The following is a 24,371-nucleotide window of genomic DNA, read 5'->3' on the forward strand; positions in this document are numbered from 1 at the left end:
GGCTAGTGCCGCGTCAGGCGAGGTCTGCCCGTCAAGGAGCGGCGTCCGGTGCGCGGGGCCTCCCCCGGCCCTCCGGCCGAGGGGGTGGGGTCTGCCCCGGGCCCTCCGGCCGAGGGGGTGGGGTCTCCCCAGGCCCTCCGGGCCGAGGGGAAGATCGCAAGGCGCCGGATCGACCTCGTGGTGGGCCTACTCGGTTGATCCGGCAACGCCGCGAGTCGCCGCGCCGGGCGCCGCGACGGGGCGAACGTCGCCCGATGCGGCACTAGTCCGGCCCGTCCGCTTCCCGGCCCGTCCGCTTCCCGGTCCGACCGCGGCCTTGGCGCGCGCCGGAAGCCGAGCCACCGCCCGGGAACACGGCGGGCCGAGGCGCCATCCCGACTCGGGCAGGGGTGTCGCACCTGCCGGAACGAGCCACCGCACGGACCGGGTCGGGTCGCCACAGCCGACGGGCCGAGGGCGCCTCGGGCTGGGCTGAGGGCTCCGCTGTCCCGGCCCTGCGCGCAGGGCCGGGACCGGCCCGGACCCGGGCCGAGGCGCCACCCGGGCAGCGCACGTGCGCCGGTCCCCGACCCTGTCCCGCTGTCGGCTCCCGCGGGGTCGACTCCCGCAGGCTCCCGCCCGGATCATCCCAGCTGACACGGCAGGGGCGACGAGTGGAGCACCGCGAGGCCCGAGACCGCACGGGTCAGTGCCACGTACAGCCGGCGCAGGCCCGTCCGCTCGTCCGGCTCGGCCGCGACCACGGCCGCGGGGTCGTCGAGGACCACGTAGTCGTACTCGAGGCCCTTCGCGAGGGATGCCGGCACCAGGGTGAGCCGCACGTCAGGGGTGGTCTCCTCGCCGGGAGCCAGGAAGGGGACACCCGCGTCGGTCAGCGCCGCGGCCAGGGCCGGCACCCGGTCGTCGGCAGCGATCAGGCCGGTCGAACCCTCGTGCCGCAGTGCCGACAGACACGCGGCGACCACGTCCCCATCACCCGCCGACGGGCGGATCTCCAGCGAGCCGGGGGACTCGCGGACCGACCGGACCTCCGCCAGCCCTGGCGACATGTGCGGCAGCAGCCGGGACGCGTACGCGACCACCTCGCGCGGCACCCGGAAGCCCGCCGTCAGTTCCTCCACCACCGCGTCGGGCTTGCCCAGATGAGCCAGGGCCTCGGCCCAACTCGCCGTCGCCCACGGGGTGGTGCCCTGCGCCAAGTCGCCGAGGACCGTCGCAGAACCCGTCGTGCATCTGCGCCCCACCGCCCGGTACTGCATCGGCGACAGGTCCTGTGCCTCGTCGAGGACCACATGGCCGAGGGACGGCGTGCGCTCGACGAGGTCGTTCGCCTCGTCGATCAGCACCGCGTCCGCCGGGGACCAGCGTGCGGAGCGGACCGAGCGCGGCGGCCGGGTCCAGAGGATCGCCTTCTGTTCGTCCGCGCTCAGCACCCCCTCCGCGTGCTCCGCCAGGAAGTCCGGGTCGGAGAGCAGACGCAGCACCAGCTTCGCCGGGTCGACCTGCGGCCAGACGGTCTTCACCGCCGCCTTCACCGCCGCGTTGCGTGCCACCGAGTCCTGCACCCGGTCGTCCGGCGCCTCGCCGGCCTGCTCCATGCGGACGAGCACGGCGTGCGCGATGCGCTGCGGCAATGCGTCGCGGGCCGCGCCGTAGCGGATGTCGCGGTCCAGCAACTCCCGGACGATGTCCTCCAGTTCGTACGCGGGAACCCGCCAGCGGCGTGAGCCGCGGACCACCATCACCGGCTCGGCCGGCATCGTCACATGCGAACGGACCGCGCGCCGCAGTACTTCCGCCATCCGTGCGTCGCCCTTGACCAGCGCCGCCGCGGGCTCGTCCGTCCCGCGCGCCTCGACATGGGCGACGAGGTCCGCGACGGTCGCCTGCTTGACCTCCAACTCACCCAGAGCGGGCAGGACCTGCTCGATGTAGTGGAGGAAGGACCGGTTGGGTCCGATGACCAGGGTGCCGGTGCGGGCCAGCCGCTCCCGGTGCGCGTACAGCAGATACGCCACCCGGTGCAGACCGACGGCGGTCTTCCCGGTGCCGGGACCGCCCTGCACGCACACCGTGCCGGAGAGGCCCGACCGGACGATCTCGTCCTGTTCGGGCTGGATCGTGGCCACGATGTCCCGCATCGGGCCCACGCGCGGACGTTCGATCTCGGCCTGGAGGAGCCGGCTGGTCCGGTCCGCCTCCGTCGGGTCGGTGAGGTGCTCGTCCTCGTACGCCGTGAGGTCGCCGCCGGTGTAGCCGAAGCGGCGGCGCAGCCGCACGTCCATCGGGTCCTTGCGGGAGGCCCGGTAGAACGGCTGGGAGACCGGCGCGCGCCAGTCGATCACCATCGGATCCCCGTCGGGGTCGTGCACATGACGGCGGCCGATGTAGAAGCGCTGCCCCTCCTGCGTGGTGTGCAGATAGTCCAGCCGCCCGAAGAAGAGCGGGGTGTGGGCGAGATCCGCGAGCGCCCTGATCCGCTCGCTGATCTGCGACTCGAGGACGACGGCGTTCACCCAGTTCGCCGTGACGTCCCGGATGTCCAGGGCCTCGACGTCCTCGCGCATCGCGCGCAGGGCGGAGCGCGAGGCGGTCAGATGGGCCCGTTCACGGCCCAGGGGATCGTGCGCCGGTGCTTCGGGCGCTTCGGGCGCGGGCACGGTGCTGCCTCCGAAGGTACGTTGGAAGTACGACATGACAGCGCACCCGGTTTCCGTCCGGGAGGCGGCACTCCTGCGAGGGAGGCGGGCAAGGCGGGCGATTTTACTCAGCCCGCCGAGCCGGGGCGAATGGATTTCGCGGGGCGGGGTCCATCCCGTAGGGGAGGCCCTCTATCCGAAGTCGTACGCGTCCGCGACCGGCGTTCAGCCCGCAGGTCGATGTGTCGCGGACGCCGAGAACCGATTCTGGTCCCATGAGTACAGCCACCCTCACCCCAGCGTCCCGGCCCGGTCGCGGAGCCACCGCCACCGGCGCCCCGGCCCACCGCACCCACCGTCTCGGCGACGCGCTGCGCGCGGTCAGGGTCTTCGTCACCACGGCCTTCGGCGTCGCGGTCCTCGGTGAGTACAGCGAGGAGGCCGGAGTCCGCCGCCATCTCTGAGGCGGGTGGGTCCCGCCGGAGCCTCCCGGCGGGCCGCTACCGTGCCGGCGCCTCCGGGCGGGCGCCGCGCCGTGGCTTTCCGTCCGTCTCGCCGCCGCGCCACCGGGCCACCGCGTCCCCGCACTGATCGCCCTTCGCTCCCAACCGCCTCATGGAGCGCGTCCGAAGTGCGGGTCCCGCGCAGGCCGCGTGCGCCGTCCGTTCGGTTGCGGCGGATCTCCCGGCTGACCGTGGACGGGCTGCGGCCCAGCTCCGCGGCGATCGCCCGCACCGTGGCCTTCTCCCGCAACCGGTCGGCGATGTGGATCCGCTCCTCCTCGCGCAGGTACCTGGACGTGCCGGAAGGCGGCGCCACCGCGGAAATCGGTGGTGCCGCCTTCTGCCGACGGTCGGCGCTGCGGCCGTTACGCCACTTGTTGCCGGTTCGCCGGTCAACACCGACGATCCGGCAGGCTTCCGTGTTGCTGTATCCCTGCTGCACGAGCCGGGAGTATGCCTCCCGCTCCCGGCGCAGCTTCACAGGCCCCTGCGCGGTCCGCACCTTGCGGATCTCGAAGTCCATCGCACCCCTTGAGCTGGGGTGTTGCGACGACCACTTGAACCTAAGGAGACCGGCGGGGCCCTTCCTCGTGCGCGGCGCGTGGGGAGGGAGAGGGAAGGGCGCGCGGCAGGGGGAGGGGAGAGGTACGAGCTGGAGCGGGTGGGAGTCGATGCGGTTGGTTCCGGGCGCCCCGGGAACCGACCGCTCTTCGGGTGACCCGGCTGCCGTCCCCGAGGGGCGCAGGGCCACCGCCGCGCTGATGGCCGTGGTCTTCCTGGCGCGCAGTATGCGGCTCGTACCCCACGCGGGGGACCTGGACCTCCGACTGACGTGGTGGCACCAGCCGTCGGCGTCTCCCTACGCGCCGCTGGGGCCGGCGGTCCTGGCGATCGCGGCCTTCCGGGGGTTCGACGGAGGCGATGGTGACGGTGGGCTGCCCGGGCAGCGCGGGACCCCGGGGACGGAAGCGGCGGGCGACGCGGCGGCGGGCACCAGGGCCGAAGGCTGACCCCCGCGGCAGTCGTGGCGCCTGCCGCCGCAGTCAGGGCCGTGCCCGCCGGGTCGGTGCGGCGGGCACGGTGCCGTCAGCTCTCCGGGAGCAGGATGTCCGCGTCGTCGAAGATCCGCAGGACGACGAGGAGCAGCCGCCCCCGGGAGATTATGTACTCGGCCACGACCTGCGAAGTCAGCCGGATCTCGCGGTCCTGTTCGCCGGGGCCTATCGGGCGGGAGTGCTCGGTGTACGGGTCGCGGGCGAGAATCTCGACCGCCTTGTCGAACGAGGCACGGCGCACCGGGTCCAGGCGGTCGCGGTCGCGGGCCGCCGACTCCGTGAAGAGCACCTCGTAGCTGTCGTGGTGCGGCATCGAGTCCTCCTCGGGCCGTGCGTACCGGCCTCGTCGTGCGTACCGGCCTCTGGTGTGTGTCGGCCCCGTGGTGCGTACCGGCCTCGTCGCGTCTACCGGTCCGGTCATCCGCAGCCGTCCCCCGGGCCGGGGTCCTGCGCCGGGGTCCTGCGCCGGGGACCTGCGTCACGGACCAGGGTAGCGAGCAACGGATCCCAGGGGCCCGGTCTCGGCAGAGGCCGTCGGCGCCCCGGCCTTCGTCCACCGGGAAGCCGTCAGCCGTCCACCGGAAGCCGTCCACCGGAAGCCGTCTACCGGGAAGCCGTCCGCCGGGAAGCCGTCAGCCGTCAGTCGTCAGGTCGTCCGCGTCCACGATCCGGTACGCGTACCCCTGTTCCGCGAGGAAGCGCTGGCGGTGGGCCGCGAAGTCCTGGTCGATCGTGTCGCGGGCCACCACCGAGTAGAAGTGGGCCTTGTGGCCGTCCGCCTTCGGGCGCAGGACGCGGCCGAGGCGCTGGGCCTCCTCCTGGCGGGAGCCGAAGGTGCCCGAGACCTGGATCGCGATCGTCGCCTCCGGCAGGTCGATCGAGAAGTTCGCGACCTTGGACACGACCAGGACCGAGATCTCACCGTTCCGGAACGCGTCGAAGAGCTTCTCCCGCTGGGAGTTCGGCGTCTCGCCCTTGATGACGGGCGCGTCCAGGTGCTCGCCGAGTTCGTCGAGCTGGTCGATGTACTGGCCGATGACCAGGGTCTGCTGGCCCGCGTGCTTGCGGACGAGCGCCTCCGTGACCTTCCGCTTGGTGTCGGTGGTGGCGCAGAAGCGGTACTTCTCCTCGGTCTCCGCCGTCGCGTAGGCGAGCCGCTCGGAGTCCGTCAGGTTGACCCGGACCTCGACGCAGTCGGCGGGCGCGATGTACCCCTGGGCCTCGATCTCCTTCCAGGGAGCGTCGAACCGCTTCGGGCCGATCAGCGAGAAGACGTCCGACTCGCGGCCGTCCTCGCGCACGAGCGTCGCCGTCAGGCCGAGCCGGCGGCGGGCCTGCAGATCCGCCGTGAACTTGAAGACCGGCGCGGGCAGCAGATGGACCTCGTCGTAGACGATCAGGCCCCAGTCGCGGGAGTCGAACAGCTCCAGGTGCGGGTAGATGCCCTTCCGCTTCGTCGTCAGCACCTGGTACGTGGCGATGGTGACCGGGCGGATCTCCTTCTTCGCACCGCTGTACTCGCCGATCTCCTCCTCGGTCAGCGAGGTGCGCTTGACCAGCTCGTGCTTCCACTGGCGGGCGGAGACGGTGTTGGTGACGAGGATGAGGGTGGTCGCCTTCGCCTGGGCCATCGCCCCCGCGCCCACGAGGGTCTTGCCCGCGCCGCAGGGGAGCACGACGACGCCCGAGCCGCCGTGCCAGAAGCCCTCGACGGCCTGCTTCTGGTACGGGCGCAGGGCCCAGCCGGACTCGTCCAGGTCGATGTGGTGGGCCTCGCCGTCGACGTAACCGGCGTGGTCCTCCGCGGGCCAGCCGAGCTTCAGCAGCGTCTGCTTGATCTGACCGCGCTCGGAGGGGTGGACGACGACCGTGTCCGGATCGATCCGGGCGCCGACCAGTGGCTGGACCTTCTTGGAGCGCAGTACCTCCTCCAGCACGGGCCGGTCGGTCGTGGTCAGCACCAGGCCGTGGGTGGGATGCTTGACGAGCGTGAGGCGGCCGTAGCGGGCCATGGTCTCCGCCACGTCGACGAGCAGCGCGTGCGGGACGGGGTAGCGGGAGAACTCGACGAGTGCGTCCACGACCTGCTCGGCGTCGTGCCCGGCCGCCCGTGCGTTCCAGAGGCCGAGCGGTGTCACACGGTAGGTGTGGATGTGCTCGGGGGCGCGCTCCAGCTCGGCGAAGGGGGCGATGGCGCGGCGGCAGGCGTCGGCCTGGTCGTGGTCGACCTCGAGCAGGAGGATCTTGTCGCTCTGGACGATCAGGCAGGACACACATACCTCCGCAGATAGGATCATCGCGTGACAGACACCACACCTGCCACGGGCTCGGGCCTTGCCTCGTGCCCGTCGCCCCAAGGGCGTCTCGGCCAGCGTGCCGGGAACGCGCGCGGCCGTCCATGGCCGCCTTTCGCGGGAAACAGAAAACTCTACCTCGCCGGAGCGTCAGCGTGCGGCCTGTGAGGCGCTGTGCACGGCCCGTGCCGGCAGGTCATGGCCGTGGCGGAGGACGCCGACGTCTCCGGCTGCTCGCGCGGCCTTGATCGTCCGGGGCTTCAGCGGATCCTGGACAGGCTCGCCGAGCCGGACGTGGTCGTGTTCTTCAAGATCGACCACGCGGCCCGCTCCACGGGGGACTTCGCCTACGCGACCTCCCGCGCGCCCTGAATGCTGGGTCCAGTTGAACCAGGTGGTCTCGCCCTTGGCGTTTGTCTTCCCGCGCTGGGGCTTGCCCTCCGAGCAGGTGTCCCAGGCAGCGCTACGAGTGTCGATCACGGCGTCCGTCCCCTGTCATGGCGTCAGCCGCCCGGCTTGGAGACCGGGCGGCTGACGCGCTGAGGGGTGCTACTTGTTCACAGGGCTGTCAGTGCACCCAGCGTGGCACTGTGTGCATTCGGCCGCGCCCCCTCGCCGGCCTTTGCCGGCCGTCCCTCCCTCGTCCGGAAGCCTCCTGGTCGGGAAGCCTCCTGGTCCGGAAGCCTCCTGGTCCGGAACCCCTCCCAGCAGCCGGCCCGCGTCTCCCCTCTCGTCCCCCTGCGCGGCCCGACGACCCCTCCCGTCCCCTCCCTCCTGGGGGCCGGTCTCCGCCGTCTCCCTCACGGACGAACGACCCCCGGCCCGCGGGTTCGGCTACCGCGTGAGTCCGCCGCCGGGATCGATGCCGACCGCCGAGGCGCGTGTGGCCGTCTCGCCCGGGAACGCGGCTGCGGCGACGAGGACGGTGGTGACACGACGCATGGAATGACCTTCCTTCCGGCTGTCCCGTGGCCCGACGGGCCCGGGATCGTCAGTGGGACGCCGGGTGACTGCCCATGGCCCGGAGCCGGAATGCCGAAGGTCGCCCCTCAGGGGGAATTGATCACTCCCGAGCGGTAACCGCCGCCCTCGTCCGCATGATTGGCGGAATCGCCGGGGCGCCTGGGCACCCGCCTCGTGCGGGTCGCGGACGGGGCGGGCGCTCAGGCCCGTTCGTCGGCCAGCTCGGCCACGCCGGTGATGCGGTGCAGGGGATAGGTGCGCACCTCGTCGGCGGTGTGGTCGTACGCGGTGACGAATCCGCCCTCGACGCGGACCGGGGCGATGACCCGCTGGCTCGCCGCCCCCTCGACGTTGACGTACCCGATCCAGATCGCGGACCCGGTGAGCGCGGCCGCCTGCACGGTCGCCAGGGTCTCGGCGGGGGTGGTGCGGGGGAGTTCGCCCGCACCGGTGTGCGGTGCGGGCTTCCGTGCGGCCGTGGCGGCCAGGTCGCCCGCCCGGATCGCCCTCACCGCGGCGGCGAGCAGCGTGTCGTCCGGGGCGGGCGGCCCGTCCGGAACGGGCACCGGCGGGGTGCGGCGCGGGGTGCGGTGGACGTCCGCGCGGATGATCAGCACATCGCCCTCCGCGGACTCCGCGGCCGGGGCGTATCCCATGGCCCGCAGTCCTTCGAGCAGAGTGGCCGGGTCGGCCTGGGCGGCCAGCACGGTGGGCGCGAGCCGGCGCATCCGCAGGCCGCGGGAACGGCGGTCGGCCATGATCTCGTCGAGCAGTGCGTCGTCGTCGCAGCGCACGTAGGCGGAGGCGGCGCCGATGCGCAGATGGCCGTGCTTGCGGGCCACGTCGTCGATGAGGTAGCTCAGCGGCTGCGGCACCGGGGTACGGCTGTGCTTGGCGAGGAAGGCGTGCAGGTCCGCCGCGGCCTGCCCGGCGTCGAGGGCCCGCCGTACGGACGCCGGCGTAAACCGGTAGACCGTCGCGCCACCCTTCGATTCCACGTCCGCTAGGACGCCCAGGGCCTCCGCCAGCGGGCGTTCCAGCGGGCCCGGTGCGACGGCGGTGAGATCGGCCTGGAGGAGTACGTGGTCGAGCGGTTCGGGCAGCAGGGGAGCGATCACCCCGGCGGCGAGCGCGGCCCGGGCGGCGAGAGCGGCGTGGCCGTGCGGGGCGGGCTGTGCCGGGCCGTCCCCGGCCTGCTCGTGCCGGGCGTCGGGCGTGCCCGGGACCGTGCGGGCGTCCGGCTGTCCCCCGGCACGGTCGGCCGTCGCGGGAAGTGCCGCTGCGGGGAGTGCCGTCGGGGGAAGTCCAGTCGGGGGAAGTCCCGTCGGGAGAAGTGCCGGGGCGGGAAGTGCCGCCGGGGCGGCCAGGAGGGTGCGGGCGGCGGTGGAGAGGGCGCCGCGGCCGGTCAGGCCCAGGAGTTCCGCCTCGGTCAGGGTCCATGTCGCGATGCGGGAGCGCAGATCGGAGGGCTCGGGAGCGCCGGGAGCCGGTGCCGGGGTGCGGACCGGGCGCTCCCAGCGGAGCCGGGCGAGGACCGAGTCCCGGTCCGGGGCGGCGCCCGAGGGCAGCTCGGCCAGCAGGGCCAGGACGCGGTGACGTACCTCGGGGGCGGCACCGCGGTCCAGGTCCGGGCCGAGCGCAGCGAGCGTTCGGCCCTTGGCGTCCTGACCGCCGACCAGCCCGGGCGTCCGGGTGGCGGTGAGCCAGGCCGTTGCGAGGGCCGTCCAGCGCGAGGCCGCGGGCAGGTCCCGCCACTCGTCGTACGCGGGCGTCGGCGCGAACCGCTCGTCCTCCCCCGTAGCCGTGCCCGTACGGGAGGTACCCTCGCCGCCGTCGGAGGCCAGCAGGCCGGCCGCGTAGGCCAGTTCCAGCCAGAACGAGGCGATCTGCTCGGAGACGTCGAGGGCAGCGGCGGTCCGCTTCAGGTCGCGGACGCTCAGGCCGCCCGCCCGCAGCACCACCGGCCCGCCCGTCTGCCAGTTCTTCAGCAGCTCCTCGACGGTGGCGAGCGCGGTGTACGCCTGGCCCGCCGCCGTGTTGTCCACAATCTGTGGACGGTGTTCGGCGGCGACCCGGACCTCCGGCGCCACCGGTTCCGGTTCGCGGTGTGCCCGTCCGCCGCGCAGATGGAGCGCCACCTCGCGCGGTAGCACCACCGTCCGCGGCGACGAGGGCAGCAGCAGACCCCGGTCCCGCAGCCACCGCACCGGCGTCGAGTCCGCCGCGCCCGGGGAGCCGCCCGGCGGAGCCACCGTCCCGTACGGAGGGCCCCACACCAGACGGTCCAGCACCGCCAACGCCTCCGTCGGCGCCGAGTCCAGGAGCGCCGTCATCCGTTCCCGCTCGGTGAACAGCGACGTCAGCGATACCACGGCCGACACCGGGTCATGGGTCGTCGGCAGCCCCGCCGTGGCGAGGATCTCCTGCAACCGGCCCGGGGACATCCCGGAGGTGGCCTCGGCGACCGTCGGGCCGAGACCCGTCGGGGACGGGTGCTGCGGGGAAGGGGCGAGCAGTTCGCGTGCGGTCCGCACCAGCCGCAGCCGGTCGTCGTCGCCCCAGACCAGCGCCTGCTCGCGCAGTACGCCGAGCGCGCGCGGGAGCGCCGCCTCGACCGCGGGGTCGCCGTCGTCGCCGCCGAGCAGCGCGAGCAGCGTCCCGTACGGCGTGGGCTCCGCGGCCACGGCCAGGGCCTGGGCGGTCTGCTGGGCGAACCGGTCCAGCCGCTCCAGTGCCCTGATGACGGAGGCGCGGGTGCCGGCGCGGGTCGCGAGTTGCGTCAGATCGTTCGGCACCGGGTTCAGCAGATCCGGGCGGGCGCGCAGCAGCGCGGCCAGCCCCCGGTCGCCGCGGTTCCGCAGGGCCTCGGCGAGGGTGCGGGGCGGGGCGGTGGGGCCGGAGCGGTCGGCGGTGGGGCCGGCGGTGGCAGGGGGTGCGTCCGTGCCGTCGTGGGCGCCGGGCACCGAGTGCGCGGCCTCGCCGCCACGGGTGCCCGCGGGTGTGCGCGCGGCGGCGCCGTCGTGCGGGCGCCCCGTCGCGCCCGCGGTGCCTCCCGCTTCACGCGCGGGCCGTCCTGCCGGTGTCCCTGCGGCCGTTCCTGCGGGCACGTGCGCCTCCCGATCGAGCTCACCGGTCCCCATCCGCCCCACGTTAGCCCCTGCCCAGGCGCTAACGTCAGGACCGGGCGCCGGGACGGGCACGCTGTGGAGGGGCAACCGTGGGGATCGAAAGCGATCAGCTTGTCTTCGACTACCTGAGCCGGGTCGGCGATCTGGCGCAGCAGCGCCAGCTGCCCTCCGGCACCAGGATGCAGCTCGTGTCGTCGCTGCGTAACGAGATCGACCGGCAGCGTGCCAAGTACGGCACCGACAGCCCGGCGGCCGTCCAGCGCATTCTCGGACGGCTCGGCAGCCCCGACGAGGTGGTGGACGGGGCGAGCCCCGAACCCGGCCGCCGCCCCTCCCCGGAGGCGATCCCCGGGGCGGAGCCCACCGCCGAGACGGCTCCCGCGTCCGTGCCCGAGCAGAGGTCGGGGGCGCCGGAGGCCGGAGCCGCGGAGGCGTCCGGCGGGGCGGCTGCCCCCGGAACCGTCCCGGGTGCCCGGGAACCCGAGTGGTGGCGGATCGAACGCGGGCGTCCCGAGGAAGCCAACTTCGGCGCGTTCGTCGGCGGGGTCGAGATCCCGGATCTGCTGCGGCCGCCGCGGAAGGACGAGGAGGACGGCGGGCGTGGCGCCGGCGGGCCGGAGCAGCAGGGCACCGTGCGGCGCCGACGGTTCCCGCGGTGGCGGCGCGCCGGGGCGGCGGGTGCCCCGGGCGCCGACGCCGCCCCCGGAGACGCCGGTGCTTCCGCGGGGGCGCCCCCGGCCGCGCCGTCCCGCGGGGGCGGCCGCCTCGCGCTCGGCAACCCCATGGTGCTGTTCGCCGCGATGCTCCTCGCCGCGGGCGCGGTCCTGGGGTCGCTGGTGGCCCTGGCCGGCGGCTGGCTCCTCGCCTACGCCACACGCGCCCTCTCCCGCACCGAGGCGAAGTTCGCTGTCCTCGGCATCCCGGGGCTCGTGGCCACGAGCGCGGCGGTCTGGATCTGGGGCCGCGTCGAGGGCCGGTGGGGCGACCCGATCGCCCCGGGGGGCGACGCGATGCGGGAGGCGCTGACGGGGGCGTGGCCGTGGGTCGTGCGTGGTGCGGCGGTGGCATCCGCCCTCTTCCTCCTCTGGCGCGCCCGTCGCCGCTGAGGTCGCGCCTGCGGTGGCGCCGTGCGTCCGTGCGGCCGTGCGTGCGTCCGTGCGTGCGTGCGTCCGTGCGTGCGTGCGTCCGTCCGCGCGTGCGTCCGTCCGCGCGTGCGGGATGGGGCGGTGCGAGGCGGTGCGTCGAGCGTACGTACGCGGGTGGCCACGTCCCGAGCGTCGGCTCTCGTCGGCGCTCGGGGTAGGTGCGGTGGGTGCGCGACCGGGCTCGGCCATCGTGGGGCCACGTCCCGAGCCTTCGCCTGCGCGGTGTTCCACGACCCGACCCCGGGCGTGTTCCGGACCGGGTGTCCCGTGTCCGACACTTCCGGGCGTGTTCCGGACCCGGCGTCCTGTTTCGGTGCCCTCCGGCGCTGCCTTTCCGGTCTCGGTCACCTGCGTTCCTGTCACCCGGATCTCGTCCGGATCCCGGGTCTCGGTCACCTGCGTTCCTGTCACCCGGATCTCGTCCGGATCCCGGGTCTCGGTCACCTGCGTTCCTGTCACCCGGATCTCGTCCGGATCCCGGGTCTCGGTCACCTGCGTTCCTGTCACCCGGATCTCGTCCGGATCCCGGGTCTCGGTCACCTGCGTTCCTGTCACCCGGATCTCGTCCGGATCCCGGGTCTCGGTCACCTGCGTTCCTGTCACCCGGATCTCGTCCGGATCCCGGGTCTCGGTCACCTGCGTCCCCGTCACCCGGGCCCCGTCCGGACCCCGGGCACAATGGCACCCATGGCCTCGGAACCGCTGACTCGACCGCTCACCGTCGGCTTCGACCTCGACATGACCCTGATCGACTCGCGTCCCGGCATCCGGGCCGCCTACCGGGCGCTCTCCGCGGAGACCGGCGTGTGGATAGACGCCGACCTCGCGGTCACCCGGCTGGGACCGCCACTGGAGCAGGAACTCGCGCACTGGTTCCCGGACGACCGGATCCTGGAGACCAGCGACCGCTACCGCGAGCTCTACCCCGAGTACGCCATCTCCCCGACCCCGGCGATGCCCGGCGCCCGGGAGGCCGTCGCCGCGGTACGGGCGCTCGGCGGGCGTGCGATCGTCGTCACCGCCAAGCACGAGCCGAACGCCAAGACGCACCTCGCCCATCTCGGCATCGAGCCCGACGAGGTCATCGGATGGCTGTGGGCGGAGGCCAAGGCGGAGGCGCTGCGCGAGCACGACGCCCTGGTGTACGTGGGCGACCACGTCGGGGACGTCCGAGGCGCGCGCACCGCGGGGGTGCTGTCGGTCGCCGTGCCGACCGGGCCGTGCGACGAGCGGGAGCTGCGTGAGGCGGGCGCGGACGTCGTCCTCCCCGACCTCACCGCGTTCCCCGCCTGGCTCGCCGGGTATGCGGGCGCGGCGGCGACAGCCTGACGGAAGCCGCTGTGCGGAGGAGGACGGCGGCCCTCACGCCCCGGCGCGGACCGCTCCTCCTGCGCGGACCGCTCCTCCCGCGCGGTGGCGCTGCCCGGCACTGACCGCGGAGGGGCCGCCCCGGCGTTGACCGCTGCTCTTACGCGGACGGCGCGGACGGCGCGGACGGCGCGGACGAGCGCGCCTGACGGCGCTGCGCGGCGATCGACCGGAGCACGCCGATGCCCGCGATCAGGAAGCCGACGCCCATCAGCATGCTCACGAGGTACGCGGCCGTCGGAAACGGCTCGGTGCCGAGGAACAGAGGGGCCACGGTGACGAGAGTGGCCGCGGCGCCGATGATGAAGACGATCGCGCCGGCACGGACCAGCCCGTCGCCGGGAACGGCCGAATTCGGTTGGGTTTCATGAGTCACCCGACCAGGGTAGTTCCCAGCGCGTAGGAACCACCGGGGACGTCTTGTCAGTGGCCCTCGGACCATTAGCCTTATGTGGTGGCGGGTCGGGCGGCCCGCTGCAGTGCTATCCAGACCGTTTTTCGCAATTCCCGACGAGTACGAGGACGAGGACAGACGTGCCTACCGGCAAGGTCAAGTGGTTCAACAGCGAGAAGGGCTTCGGCTTTCTCTCCCGCGACGACGGCGGCGACGTCTTCGTCCACTCGTCGGTGCTTCCTGACGGAGTCGACAGCCTGAAGCCCGGTCAGCGGGTCGAGTTCGGCGTCGTCGCGGGACAGCGCGGTGACCAGGCGCTTTCGGTCACGGTCCTCGACCCGACCCCCTCCGTGGCCGCCGCACAGCGCCGCAAGCCGGACGAGCTGGCGTCGATCGTGCAGGACCTGACGACGCTCCTGGAGAACATCACCCCGCAGCTGGAGCGCGGCCGCTACCCGGACAAGGCCCACGGCGCGAAGATCGCGGGCCTGTTGCGCGCGGTCGCCGACCAACTCGACGTCTGACCGGCACCGCGCCGCCCCTCCGGAGGGACGGCACCGCGGCCGGGCAGAGGTTCGCGCGTCAGAGGCGGCGCGGTCGGACGAAGGACAACGCCTCGCGGCCGAGGGGAGGTACGAGCCCCTCGGCCGCGGCACGCGTGAGGAGGCCGCGGACGGCCGCGTAACCCGCCTCGCCGAGGTCGGCGGTGAACTCGTTGACGTAGAGCCCGATGTGCTGGTCGGCGACGGCCGGGTCCATCTCCTGGGCGTGCTCCATCACGTACGGGCGCGAGGCCAGCGGGTCGTCCCAGGCCATGCGGACGGACGTACGGGCGGATTCGGCAAGGAGGTCCAGCAGCTCCGGGCCCAGCGAACGCTTGGCGATGATCGCGCCGAGCGGGATCGGCAGTCCGGTCGTGGTCTCCCAGTGCTCGCCCATGTCGGCCAGGCAGTTCAGGCCGTACTCCTGATAGGTGAACCGTGCCTCGTGGATCACGAGTCCGGCGTCCACCTTGCCGTCCCGCACGGCCGGCATGATCTCGTGGAACGGCAGGACGACGACCCGGCCGACCCCCTCGGGCAGCACGTCCGCGGCCCACAGCCGGAACAGCAGGTACGCCGTCGACCTCTCGCTCGGCACGGCGACGGTCGCGTCGCTCAGGTCCGCGCCCGGCTCCCGGGTGAGTACGAGCGGGCCGCACCCCCGGCCCAGCGCGCCGCCGCAGGGCAGCAGCGCGTACTCGTCGAGGACGTAAGGCAGCACCGCGTAGGAGACCTTCAGGACGTCGAACTCGCCGCGCTCGGCCATGCCGTTGGTGATGTCGATGTCCGCGAACGTCACGTCGAGGCGGGGCGCGCCCGGGACCCGTCCGTGCGCCCACGCGTCGAAGACGAACGTGTCGTTCGGGCAGGGCGAGTAGGCGATCTTGATCTTGCTCATCGTGCCTCCTCCTCGAGGACGGGGCGCAGCAGCCGGAAAGCGCTCCGCAGCGCGTCCAGGGCCTCGCCGATGCGCCAGGCCGCCCGGTCGCGGGGGCCGACGGCGTTGGACACGGCGCGGATCTCGACGACGGGAACGCCGTGCGTCGCGGCGGCCTCGGCGACCCCGAACCCCTCCATCGCCTCGACGGCGGCGCGGGGGTGACGTGCGATCAGCTCGGCGGCGCGGCCGGCGGTGCCGGTGACGGTCGACACCGTGAGGACGGGCCCGTGCACCGCGTCCAGTGCCTCGGCGATCCGCTCCGACAGCGCGGCGGGCGGGTGCACGGAACGCCCGAAGCCGAGTTCCTCCACGGGCAGATGCCCCTCGGACGTCTGCGCGCCCAGGTCGGCGGCGACGATCGCGTCAGCGACCACGAGCGTGCCCGGCGGCGCGACGCCCGCGAAACCGCCGCCGATCCCGGCGGACACGACCAGGTCGTACGCGGGAGCGCCGGGTGCGGCCGCGGCGGCCGTCAGGGCGGTGGCCGTTGCCGCCGCCGCGGCGGCCGGACCGACGCCCCCGGCCATGACGTCCACCGTCGTGCCCGCACCCGAGCAGCGGTGCAGGGTGTGACCGCCCGGGATGCGGTGGGCGGTCACCGTGCCGTCGGGGGCGAGCCCGGCGGCGGCGGAGTCGGCCTCCGCCCGCACGGCGGTGACGACGAGTACGCGCATGGCTGAGCCGTTCGGAGCGGGTGCCTCAGTCCTGGGCCAGCTTGAAGTGCCAGATGCCGGTCAGCTTCTTGCCCGAGGTCTCCACGATGGACACCTGCGCGGAGCTGGAGGGCTCACCGGTCGTCGGGCTGGTGAAGAAGGCGCTGGCCGGGATCGTCCGGTACGTCTTGTGGTACGGCTCCTGCTCGGCGCGTTCGCCGCCGATGAAGATCGTCCAGCCGTTCTCGGCGATCTCGGGGTCGACACCGAAGCGGATCTTGTCGTCCGGCGCGACCGTGATGGACTTCTCGGCCTTCTCGTTGAGGCAGTCCTGGATCTGCGACTCCTTGATGGCTTTGCCGTCGTTGTAGCAGGCGGCTTCGGTGTGCACCGAGGTGGTCCCGACCGTCACGGTCGCGAGCGGCGTCGGCTTGTCGCAGGCGGAGAGTACGAGGAGGCCGGCGGACACGGCACCGAGGGCGGCGGCGGCCCGGCGGTGCTTGCCGGAGAGGAACGCAACGGTCATGGTCCGAAGGCTATCGGGCGCCCGGTGTCCCGCAGCGCGGGGGTGCGGCGTGGCGTCTCCGATGGCTCCCCGGCCCGCACCGGCGCGGCCCGGCCGGGAGCGGGACGTGCCGGAGCAGGCCCGTCCGGGTCACCCGCGAGGCTCCCACCGGGCGCCCCGCGGCCGCTCGTCCGCCGGCCCGGCCGTCCACTGGTCCGCCGTCCGTACGGGCCTCGCCACGCGCGGTGGGGCCCCTGCTCCGGAGCCCACCGTGCGGCCCGCCTCACCGTACGCGGGGCGCCACCGTGATCCGGCTCGGCGCCGTCGTGCTGCGGCGGGACGCCACGAGGAGTCCGCGCAGCGCCAGCACCGCGCCCAGGGCCAGGATGCCCGCCGCCACGGACATGCCCACCACGCCGTTCAGCGGCAGCGAGATCCCGATCGCCCCGCCGACCACCCACGACATCTGGAGGAGCGTCTCCGAACGGGCGAAGGCCGAGGTCCGCACCGACTCCGGCACGTCACGCTGGATCATCGCGTCCAGGGACAGCTTCGACAGCGCCTGGGACAGCCCGGCCACCGCGCCCAGCAGCGCCACCATCAGCGGGCTGAAGAACACCGCCGCGAGCACGGTCGCGGACAGCGCCAGCGTCAGCCCCGTGGCGACGATCACCTCCGGAGGCCGGTTGCGCACCCAAGCCCCGATCGCCGTTCCGCAGGCGTTCCCGATCCCGGCGGCGACACCCACCATCACCAGCGAGGCGGCCGCGCTCTGCCCCGCCAGCGGATGGACGCGCAGCAGGAACGCCAGGAAGAAGATCAGAAAACCCGACAGCATGCGGTGGGCCACGTTCGCCTGCAGTCCGTGCAGCACGGACGGGCCGACGGTCCGCAGACTCGGCTTCCGCTCGCCGTGCGTCAGCATGTGCGCCTTCCGTTCGCCCTTCGCCGAGTCGACCTTGGGCGGCATGCTCAACGAGAGGAACGTGCCCGCCACGAAGATCGCGCACGCGCCGTACAGCGGCCATGCGGGGCCGATCTGCTGGAGGCCGGCGCCGATCGGCGCGGCGATGCCCGTGGCCAGCAACCCGGCCAGCGTCACCCGTGAGTTCGCCTTCACCAGGGCGAACCCCGTCGGCAGCAGACGCGGCACGACGGCGCTGCGGATCACTCCGTAAGCCTTCGAGCACACCAGTACGCCGAGTGCCGCCGGGTACAGCTCGATGCCGCCCGTCGCGACCGCGCCCGACATGGTCAGCGCCAGCAGCGCGCGGGCCGTCATCGTGCCCGCCATCGCCGCACGGCGGCCGTGCGGAATATGGTCCAGCAGCGGGCCGATCACCGGGGCCAGCAGCGTGAACGGCGCCATGGTGATCGCCAGGTAGAGCGCGACCCGCCCGCGCGCCTCGTCGGTGGGTACGGAGAAGAAGACGGTCGACGCCAGTGCCACGGTGATCATGACGTCCCCGGCGCCGTTGACCGCGTGCAGTTCGATCAGCTTGCCCAGTCCGGACTCGCCCGCGCCGTGCGCGTGGGTGGCCCGTCGAATACCTCTGGCCGTTCGGGTGAACGGCAGGTGCAGGGCGCGGCCGACGGCTCGGCACGCCCTGCTCAGCGGCCCGGGAGCGCCGGACGACCTCGCGGTTGTCACGTCGTCATAGTGCCCTACCGGCCGCCGACCCGAACCGGGATTCGGACGGGCAGGTGGGCGGCACGCCACAGAGGGGGTAGCGTGCGTAGCGCGCCACCGGCGGTAGTTCCCGGCCGCGCGCCTTTTCGCCATCCCGCAGAATGGGTGACGGTAGGTGTGCCCGAGACAGAGTGCCCGGGTGCGGACGTCGATGCGGCCCTCTGGTCCGCTCCGCCCGCTGCTCGTACATCGCGAATCGGCCAGGCGCACCCGTGAGACGGCGTAGGAGAGAAGCGAGACCTGTGAGTGCTGCGACGACGCGAAGCCGTACCCCCGACCGTCTGTGCGCCGAGGCGGTAGACCTCGCCCGGACGGCTGCCGACGAGGCGGCCGCGCCCGGGGTGGTGGGTGAGCACGTCTCGCTCGTGTCCGAGGGCGACCGGGTCGTCACCCATTTCTTCGAGTGCCGGGAGGCCGGCTACCGGGGCTGGCGCTGGGCCGTCACGGTGGCCCGCGCGTCCCGCGCGAAGAACGTCACGGTCGACGAGGCCGTGCTCCTCCCGGGTCCGGACGCGCTGCTCGCGCCGGAGTGGGTGCCGTGGAGCGAGCGGCTGCGTCCGGGCGACCTGGGGCCGGGCGATCTGCTGCCCACGGACGCGGAGGACCTGCGGCTCGAGCCCGGCTACTCGGGTGAGGACGCGCCGCCCCCGAACGCGGCGGTCTCCGAGGAGATGGCCGACCGCGTCGACGCCGAGGACGCGGAGATCGTGACCCGCGCCCCGTCGCGCGGTGCGATCGCCTCCCTGGCGGAGGAACTGGGCATGCGCCGGGCGCGGGTCCTCTCCCGCTACGGCCTGCACGTCGCCGCGGACCGCTGGGAGGACTCCTTCGGCGCGAAGACGCCGATGGCGCAGGCCGCGCCGGCGTCGTGCCAGTCCTGCGGCTTCCTGATGCCGTTGTCGGGGTCGCTCAAGCAGGCGTTCGGGGTGTGCGCGAACGAGTTCTCCCCCGCGGACGGACGGGTCGTCTCGCTGTCGTACGGGTGCGGCGGGCACTCCGAGGCGGCGGTCATGCCGAAGCCGCCGCGGCCGGCGGCGCCGGTGCTCGACTCGATGCGGTCGGACGACTTCCCGCTCCGCCCGGCACCGGACAGCGGCTCGGTCCCCGACCACGTGGAGACGATCGCGCAGGACGAGGACCTGGGGCACTCGTAGGCCCCTCGCAGGTTCCTCGCCGGCGGTCCCCGCCAGGCCCACGGCCGCCACCCCGGGCGGTGGCCCGGGGCGCCGATCGGCGCTGGTCGTGATGAGCGCCTTTCCGGACGGGGTCACGACGGCGGTGGCAAGGCCCTGGACGATGCGGGCGGCGAGCATGACCTCCGAGCTGGTCGCGAGACCGCCTATCAGGGACGAGACGGTGAGAAGCGTCATTCCGAAGAGGAACAGCTTCTTGCGGCCGTAGAGGTCACCGATGCGGCCGAACAGCAGCATGAACTCGGCAGCGGTGAGCGCGAAGGCGGTGATGACCCACTGGAGGCTGTCGATGCCGAATCCGAGATCGTCACCGATCTTCGGCAGGGCGACGGTCAGAATCGAGAAATCGACGGCGAACATGAATTGCGCGCCGAGCAGGACGATGAGGATCGCCTTTTGCTTGCCCGTCATTCGGGGTGAGGTTCGAGGGGACTGGGAACGCGACATGGAAAGATCATCGACCCGGGCGTCGAAGCCAACCAGTGCGCAGTCAACATATTGGCGCCGCCAACAGGCTCCTCCGCGGGAAACCCTCCGGACGGACGTAACTGCACCCGTCCGTCCAGTATTTGGGTGAGCCGGTACTCGCCGAGGACGAGCGAGCGCGGTGCGGAGGGGCGGGTGAGGCGTTCCGGCGGCACCGGTACGGAGGTGGAGCGCAAGGCTGTGAACATTCGTCGCGTCGTTGGAATGAGCGCCCGGGAAGGGCGCCCGTGGTGCGGGGGACCGGGGAGCGGCCCTCAGGCCACGTGATCGAACCGGGTCCGGTCCGGGAGGTGGGAGGCCAGCCGCTCGATCGACTGCTGTGCGCCCGTGCCGGGGACCGGGAAGAAGACGGTGAGTCTGAGGCCGAGTCGTACGGTGAAATCGAGCGTGGTGCGCTTCAGGGAGATCTCCCCGGTGTCGGGATGCTCGAAGAGGTCGATGCCGCAGGAGTCCTCCTGGACGTCCTGGGCGTTCCAGAGGTCTGAGAACTCCCGGCTCTCGCCGCGCAGGCGGTCGATTTCGGTGGCGAGCAGCGGGTCGCCGGGATAACTGGCGGCGTGGGAACGGAAACGGGCCACCACCGTGGGCGCGTCCCGGTCCCAGGTCGGGTATCGGCGACGGGTGGCCGGGTGGGTGAAGAAATCGCGGATGATGTTTCCCGTGCCGCCGTCCATTCCGAGCACCTCACGGGCGGTTCTGTTGGAGACCGTCACATTCCAGACGCGATCGGCGATGTAGGCCGGATTGGGCAGCCAGTTGTCGACGTACGGCTGGAGGGACTCGGCGTCCGGCAGTGTGGAGGCGGCGGTGTGGTCCGACCCGAGTCCGGCGAGGCGCCGGACGTACTGGCGCTGGGTGTCGTCGAGATCGAGGACGCGTGAGATCGCGGAGAGGATCTCGGCGGAGACGTTCTCCGCACGGCCCTGCTCGATCCACGTGTACCAGGACACGCCCACCCCTGCGAGCAGGGCGACCTCCTCCCGGCGCAGTCCCGGGGTCCTTCGGGCCCCTGCGACGGGCAGCCCCACCCGGGCCGGAGCGATCTCGGCGCGGCGCACGGTGAGAAACCTCCCGAGCTCCTTCAACTGGCGCGATGTTGGCATGACGAACGCCCCCCCCGAGCTAGTGCCGCGTCAGGCAAGGTTTGCCCGTCAAGGAGCGGCGTCCGGTGCGGTGAATCGCAAGGCGCCGGATCGACCTCGTAGTGGGCCTACTCCGTTGATTCGGCAACGCCGCGAGTCGCCGTGCCGGGCGCCGCGACGGGGCGAACGTTGCCTGATGCGGCACTAGGTTCAGATCGGAGATCGATCCTACGTCCCGTGTACTCAGCGGTAACCGATATTATGGAGGGTTGTCGATTCTCGGCCGGTTGGCCGGGTGCGGAGGCGACCTCGCCTTCGCCGACGGGCCTCGCCGACGCGCGGGATCGCTCCGGGCGGTTCCGGCGTCCGCGTCAGTCAGGGCCACCCCGCCCGCGCCAGTGTCGGCATCGCCGCCGCGAACCCTTCCGTCCGCACCACGCCACCCGGGTACGCGATGCGAGCCCTCAGTGGAGCGATCGCGCGGGGGCGCGCGCGACGCGGTACCTTCAGGCCCCGGGACGGGGCTGCGCCCCCGCGCGGTCGCAACAGCCGCAGCAGCGGGAACCGCGGGAACCCGCCGGGCAAACCGGAACAGTCAGAGAGCGGAGACAGGCGTGAGCGTCAGGACGACCGAGGGGGCCGACCCGTTCGGGACGGCGCGGCTGCGGCGTGGGGTGCTCGACGCCTGGAGTGCGAGCCCCGCGCGTTTCCGCGAGGATGCCAACGCCGAGGAGGACCTCGCGCTCGGCGGCTACCGCGATCGTGTGATCGTCGAGCTGGCCCAGAACGCCGCCGACGCCGCCGCCCGGGCCGGCGTGCCCGGGCGCTTCCGGCTCACCCTCGACCGGGGCACGCTCGTCGCCGCCAACACCGGCGCCCCGCTGGACGCCGCCGGTGTGGAGTCGCTGTCGACGCTGCGGGCGTCGGCCAAGCGCGAGGACGACCGGACCGCCGTGGGCCGGTTCGGCGTCGGCTTCGCCGCCGTGCTGGCCGTGAGCGACGAGCCCGCCGTCGTCGGCCGGCACGGCGGCGTCCGCTGGTCGCTGGCCGAGGCCCGGGAACTCGCCGCGCAGGCGGCGCAGGCCGGCCCCGGCCTCGGTGACGAGCTACGCCGCCGTGACGGCCACGTACCGCTGCTGCGGCTTCCGCTGCCCGCCGAGGGCACCGCACCCGACGGCTACGACACGGTCGTGATCCTGCCGCTGCGCGACGGGACCGCCGAGGACCTGGTCGGCCGGCTGCTCGCCGAGATCGACGACGCGCTGCTGCTGACCCTGCCGGGGCTCACCGAGATCGTGGTGGAGACCCCGGAGGGGGTCAGGACCCTGCGCCGCTCGCAGCATGGCGACCACGTCCACATCGAGGACAGCGCCCGCGGGCTGAACCGCTGGCGGGTCGTCAGCCACCACGGGCCAGTCGAGCCCGCGCTGCTCGCGGACCGGCCGGTGGAGGAGCGGCTGCGCCCGCACTGGACCGTGACCTGGGCGGTTCCCGTGGACTCCGAGGGGATGCCCGAGTACCCGGCGACCGCGCCGGTCGTCCACGCGCCGACCCCGACGGACGAGCCGCTCGGTGTGCCCGCGCTGCTGATCGCCTCCCTGCCGCTGGACACCGCCCGCCGCCGTCCCGCTCCGGGCCCGCTCACCGACTTCCTGGTGCGGCGTGCGGCGGACGCGTACGCCGAGCTGCTCGACGACTGGCAGCCGGTCGGGACCGGGCTGATCGACCTCGTTCCCGGGCCGCTGGGAAAGGGCGAGCTGGACGGCTCGCTGCGTGCGGCGATCCTGGAACTGCTGCCGCGCACGGCGTTCCTCGCCCCCGCCGTTCCCTCGGAGGACGTGGTGGCGCTGCGGCCGCTGGAGGCCGAGGTGGTGGAGGGCGCCGGCGCCGAGACCGTACGAGCCCTGGCGGATGTGCTGCCGACGCTGCTGCCCGCCGGTCTGGAGCGCCGGGTGGAGCTGCGGACACTCGGTGTCGCACGGGTCCCGCTGACGGAGGCGATCGACCGGCTCGCCGGGATCGAGCGCGACCCGTCGTGGTGGTGGCGGCTGTACGACAGCCTCGCCGGTGTGGACCCGGAGCGGCTGTCCGGCCTGCCGGTGCCGCTCGCCGGTACGGGGGCGGCCGCCGGCGAAGGGACGTCCGGGGAGGAGGGCGAGGAGCCGCGTCCGCGCCGCGCGCCCCGTACCGCCATCGGCCCGCGCCAGGTGCTGCTGCCGACCGCCGAGACCCCGGACGGGCTGGCCCGGTTCGGGTTGAAGGTGGCCCATCAGGACGCCGCTCATCCGCTGCTGGAGAAGCTGGGCGCGCTGCCCGCGACACCGCGCGCGGTGCTGACGACCCCGCAGGTGCGGGCCGCCGTCGCCGCGTCGCTGGAGGACGGCGACGGGCTCTGGGACGAGGACGCGCCGGACAGCGAGGAGCTGGCGGAGATCGTCCTCGCCCTCGTCCGGGACGCGGGACTGGAGCCGGGTGACGAGCCGTGGCTGGGTGCGCTGGCGCTGCCCGACGAGGAAGGCGAGCTCGCTCCTGCCGGTGAACTGGTGCTGCCGGGCAGTCCCTTCGCGTCCGTGATGCGCGAGGACGAGCTGGCTCTCGTCGACGCCGAGCTGGCCGAGCGCTGGGGCGAGCAGCCGCTCGCCGCCTGCGGGGTACTGGCGACCTTCGCGCTCGTCCGCGCCACGGACGTCGTGCTGGACCCGGACGAACTGGAGCCTCGCGAGGGCGACTTCGCCGAGCCGGACGACGCGGGGCTGCTGGACGCGGTGGACGTGTGGTGCGAGGACGTCCTGGACCGGCTGCCCGACACCCCCGTTCCGCCGGTCGCGACGGAGATCGCCGCCGTGCGCGACCTGGAACTCGTGGACGACGACCAGTGGCCGCGGGCACTCGCGCTGCTGGCCAGGCCGCCGCTGCGGGACGCGCTGACACAGACCGTCCGGGTGCTGCTGCCCGACGGCACGACCGAGACGGTCCGGCCGTACACGGCGTGGTGGCTGCGCGGGCACCCGGTGCTGGGCGGCCGCCGCCCGGCGGGTCTGCGGTCCGTGGGCGGCGATCCGCTGCTGGTCGGCCTCTACGACGCGGCCGACGCGGCCGGCTTCGAGGACGAGCAGGTGCTGCACGCCCTCGGCGTCCGGACGTCCGTCGCCGCGCTGCTGGACGAACCGGGCGGCGCGGCCGAGCTGCTGGGGCGGCTCGCCGACGCGGACCGCCCCGTCACCGCGTCCCAACTGCACGCCCTGTACACGGCGCTGGCGGATCTGGACCCCGAGCAGGTGACGCTCCCGGACGAACTGCGCGCGGTCGTCGACGGGGAGGTGCGGGTGGTGGACGCCTCGGACGCGCTGGTCGCGGACGCTCCCGATCTGCTGCCGCTGACCGCCGGGCGTCCGCTGCTGCCGGTCTCGCCGGGCCGTGCGGCCGATCTGGCCGAGCTGTTCCAGGTGGGGCGGCTCAGCGAGGCGGTCGAGGCGGAGGTGACGACGGTGGGCGAGGAGCACGAGGTGCCGGAGTCGGTGCACGCGCTGCTGGGACCGGCGACGCCCGCGTCGTACGTCGAGCACGAGGAACTCCTCGCCGGCGGTGTCGAACTCGACTGGCGCCGCACCTCCGACGGGGTCATCCACGCCGCCACACTGGAGGGCGTCGCCGCGGGCCTGGCCTGGGCGGCGGGCCAGTGGCCGCGCCGCTTCGAGGTGGCGGCGCTGCTGGAGGACCCGTCGCGCACGGAGGAACTGGCGCGGGACCGCTGGTTCGACTGAGGGCGCCCGAGGGCACCTCCCGGGCGG

Annotated in this window: 18 protein-coding genes and 2 pseudogenes; 8 read left to right on the top strand and 12 right to left on the bottom strand. The window is 73.6% G+C overall.

Going from position 1 to position 24,371, the window contains the following annotated elements; all coding sequences use genetic code 11:
- Positions 1-623 precede the first annotated feature (623 nt).
- The gene (locus tag FEF34_RS21200) at positions 624-2,696 is read right to left on the bottom strand and encodes a HelD family protein (RefSeq protein ID WP_407698294.1); all 2,073 of its coding nucleotides are present in this window, start codon (positions 2,694-2,696) and stop codon (positions 624-626) included.
- A 218-nt stretch (positions 2,697-2,914) separates the two neighbouring features.
- On the opposite strand from FEF34_RS21200, the gene FEF34_RS21205 reads away from it, so the two are divergent.
- Positions 2,915-3,103, top strand: a complete 189-nt coding sequence (locus FEF34_RS21205) for a hypothetical protein (protein WP_138054562.1) — start codon at positions 2,915-2,917, stop codon at positions 3,101-3,103.
- 193 nt (positions 3,104-3,296) lie between these two features.
- Here the strand turns inward: FEF34_RS21205 and FEF34_RS44495 are convergent.
- A pseudogene (locus FEF34_RS44495) lies at positions 3,297-3,665 on the bottom strand (helix-turn-helix domain-containing protein); the annotation flags it as partial.
- Between the two features lie 148 nt (positions 3,666-3,813).
- On the opposite strand from FEF34_RS44495, the gene FEF34_RS21215 reads away from it, so the two are divergent.
- Positions 3,814-4,152 carry a hypothetical protein gene (locus FEF34_RS21215; protein WP_138054563.1) on the top strand — a complete coding sequence of 113 codons (339 nt, stop codon included), beginning with the start codon at positions 3,814-3,816 and terminating at the stop codon, positions 4,150-4,152.
- A 76-nt stretch (positions 4,153-4,228) separates the two neighbouring features.
- Here FEF34_RS21215 and FEF34_RS21220 read toward each other — a convergent pair whose 3' ends face one another.
- Together FEF34_RS21220 and FEF34_RS21225 are read right to left on the bottom strand one after the other, a co-directional pair.
- Positions 4,229-4,510 carry a type II toxin-antitoxin system RelE family toxin gene (locus FEF34_RS21220; RefSeq protein WP_138054564.1) on the bottom strand — a complete coding sequence of 94 codons (282 nt, stop codon included), beginning with the start codon at positions 4,508-4,510 and terminating at the stop codon, positions 4,229-4,231.
- Positions 4,511-4,829: 319 nt separating this feature from the next.
- Entirely contained in the window at positions 4,830-6,470 is a 1,641-nt protein-coding gene (locus tag FEF34_RS21225; RefSeq protein WP_234042491.1) for a DNA repair helicase XPB, read from the bottom strand.
- A gap of 219 nt (positions 6,471-6,689) precedes the next feature.
- Here FEF34_RS21225 and FEF34_RS21230 point away from each other — a divergent pair, with 219 nt between their 5' ends.
- Entirely contained in the window at positions 6,690-6,863 is a 174-nt protein-coding gene (locus FEF34_RS21230; RefSeq protein ID WP_138054566.1) for a recombinase family protein, read from the top strand.
- 791 nt (positions 6,864-7,654) lie between these two features.
- On the opposite strand, the gene FEF34_RS21240 is transcribed toward FEF34_RS21230, so the two are convergent.
- Positions 7,655-10,594, bottom strand: coding sequence for a helicase C-terminal domain-containing protein (locus FEF34_RS21240; RefSeq protein ID WP_234042492.1), 2,940 nt, complete (start codon positions 10,592-10,594; stop codon positions 7,655-7,657).
- 77 nt (positions 10,595-10,671) lie between these two features.
- On the opposite strand from FEF34_RS21240, the gene FEF34_RS21245 reads away from it, so the two are divergent.
- Together FEF34_RS21245 and FEF34_RS21250 are read left to right on the top strand one after the other, a co-directional pair.
- Entirely contained in the window at positions 10,672-11,688 is a 1,017-nt protein-coding gene (locus tag FEF34_RS21245) for a hypothetical protein (protein ID WP_138054567.1), read from the top strand.
- Between the two features lie 726 nt (positions 11,689-12,414).
- Positions 12,415-13,056, top strand: a complete 642-nt coding sequence (locus FEF34_RS21250; protein ID WP_138054568.1) for an HAD family hydrolase — start codon at positions 12,415-12,417, stop codon at positions 13,054-13,056.
- Positions 13,057-13,195: 139 nt separating this feature from the next.
- Here the strand turns inward: FEF34_RS21250 and FEF34_RS21255 are convergent, their stop codons facing one another.
- Positions 13,196-13,471: a hypothetical protein gene (locus FEF34_RS21255; protein WP_138054569.1), complete on the bottom strand. Its 276-nt coding sequence runs from the start codon at positions 13,469-13,471 to the stop codon at positions 13,196-13,198.
- Between the two features lie 158 nt (positions 13,472-13,629).
- Here FEF34_RS21255 and FEF34_RS43940 point away from each other — a divergent pair, with 158 nt between their 5' ends.
- Positions 13,630-14,013 carry a cold-shock protein gene (locus FEF34_RS43940; protein WP_138054570.1) on the top strand — a complete coding sequence of 128 codons (384 nt, stop codon included), beginning with the start codon at positions 13,630-13,632 and terminating at the stop codon, positions 14,011-14,013.
- Between the two features lie 58 nt (positions 14,014-14,071).
- On the opposite strand, the gene FEF34_RS21265 is transcribed toward FEF34_RS43940, so the two are convergent.
- The 4 genes from FEF34_RS21265 to FEF34_RS21280 all read right to left on the bottom strand — a co-directional run bounded on the left by FEF34_RS21265 (position 14,072) and on the right by FEF34_RS21280 (position 17,780).
- Complete coding sequence (locus tag FEF34_RS21265) at positions 14,072-14,929, bottom strand: 1,4-dihydroxy-6-naphthoate synthase (RefSeq protein WP_138054571.1); 858 nt, start codon at positions 14,927-14,929, stop codon at positions 14,072-14,074.
- Complete coding sequence (locus FEF34_RS21270; protein WP_138054572.1) at positions 14,926-15,645, bottom strand: futalosine hydrolase; 720 nt, start codon at positions 15,643-15,645, stop codon at positions 14,926-14,928. The genes FEF34_RS21265 and FEF34_RS21270 overlap by 4 nt, the downstream gene beginning before the upstream one ends.
- 25 nt (positions 15,646-15,670) lie before the next feature.
- Positions 15,671-16,150, bottom strand: coding sequence for a DUF2771 domain-containing protein (locus FEF34_RS21275; protein WP_138054573.1), 480 nt, complete (start codon positions 16,148-16,150; stop codon positions 15,671-15,673).
- Between the two features lie 262 nt (positions 16,151-16,412).
- Positions 16,413-17,780, bottom strand: a complete 1,368-nt coding sequence (locus FEF34_RS21280) for an MFS transporter (RefSeq protein WP_138054574.1) — start codon at positions 17,778-17,780, stop codon at positions 16,413-16,415.
- A gap of 281 nt (positions 17,781-18,061) precedes the next feature.
- Here FEF34_RS21280 and FEF34_RS21290 point away from each other — a divergent pair, with 281 nt between their 5' ends.
- On the top strand, positions 18,062-18,973 hold the full coding sequence (locus tag FEF34_RS21290) for a DUF3027 domain-containing protein (protein WP_138054575.1): 912 nt from the start codon (positions 18,062-18,064) through the stop codon (positions 18,971-18,973).
- Positions 18,974-19,039: 66 nt separating this feature from the next.
- Here the strand turns inward: FEF34_RS21290 and FEF34_RS21295 are convergent.
- Together FEF34_RS21295 and FEF34_RS21300 are read right to left on the bottom strand one after the other, a co-directional pair.
- A pseudogene (locus tag FEF34_RS21295) lies at positions 19,040-19,459 on the bottom strand (MFS transporter); the annotation flags it as partial.
- A gap of 293 nt (positions 19,460-19,752) precedes the next feature.
- Positions 19,753-20,601 carry a helix-turn-helix domain-containing protein gene (locus FEF34_RS21300; RefSeq protein ID WP_138054576.1) on the bottom strand — a complete coding sequence of 283 codons (849 nt, stop codon included), beginning with the start codon at positions 20,599-20,601 and terminating at the stop codon, positions 19,753-19,755.
- Positions 20,602-21,194: 593 nt separating this feature from the next.
- Between FEF34_RS21300 and FEF34_RS21305 the strand changes: the two genes are divergently transcribed.
- Positions 21,195-24,344, top strand: coding sequence for a sacsin N-terminal ATP-binding-like domain-containing protein (locus FEF34_RS21305; protein ID WP_138054577.1), 3,150 nt, complete (start codon positions 21,195-21,197; stop codon positions 24,342-24,344).
- The last annotated feature ends 27 nt before the right edge of the window (positions 24,345-24,371 follow it).

It is taken from the genome of Streptomyces marianii (genome assembly GCF_005795905.1).
Lineage (GTDB): Bacteria > Actinomycetota > Actinomycetes > Streptomycetales > Streptomycetaceae > Streptomyces > Streptomyces marianii.

Coding starts and splice junctions, on each gene's coding strand:
- FEF34_RS21200 (WP_407698294.1), bottom strand. CDS start 2,696: ATGTCGTACTTCCAACGTACCTTCGGAGGCAGCACCGTGCCCGCGCCC.
- FEF34_RS21205 (WP_138054562.1), top strand. CDS start 2,915: ATGAGTACAGCCACCCTCACCCCAGCGTCCCGGCCCGGTCGCGGAGCC.
- FEF34_RS21215 (WP_138054563.1), top strand. CDS start 3,814: ATGCGGTTGGTTCCGGGCGCCCCGGGAACCGACCGCTCTTCGGGTGAC.
- FEF34_RS21220 (WP_138054564.1), bottom strand. CDS start 4,510: ATGCCGCACCACGACAGCTACGAGGTGCTCTTCACGGAGTCGGCGGCC.
- FEF34_RS21230 (WP_138054566.1), top strand. CDS start 6,690: ATGGCCGTGGCGGAGGACGCCGACGTCTCCGGCTGCTCGCGCGGCCTT.
- FEF34_RS21240 (WP_234042492.1), bottom strand. CDS start 10,594: ATGGGGACCGGTGAGCTCGATCGGGAGGCGCACGTGCCCGCAGGAACG.
- FEF34_RS21250 (WP_138054568.1), top strand. CDS start 12,415: ATGGCCTCGGAACCGCTGACTCGACCGCTCACCGTCGGCTTCGACCTC.
- FEF34_RS21265 (WP_138054571.1), bottom strand. CDS start 14,929: ATGAGCAAGATCAAGATCGCCTACTCGCCCTGCCCGAACGACACGTTC.
- FEF34_RS21270 (WP_138054572.1), bottom strand. CDS start 15,645: ATGCGCGTACTCGTCGTCACCGCCGTGCGGGCGGAGGCCGACTCCGCC.
- FEF34_RS21275 (WP_138054573.1), bottom strand. CDS start 16,150: ATGACCGTTGCGTTCCTCTCCGGCAAGCACCGCCGGGCCGCCGCCGCC.
- FEF34_RS21300 (WP_138054576.1), bottom strand. CDS start 20,601: ATGCCAACATCGCGCCAGTTGAAGGAGCTCGGGAGGTTTCTCACCGTG.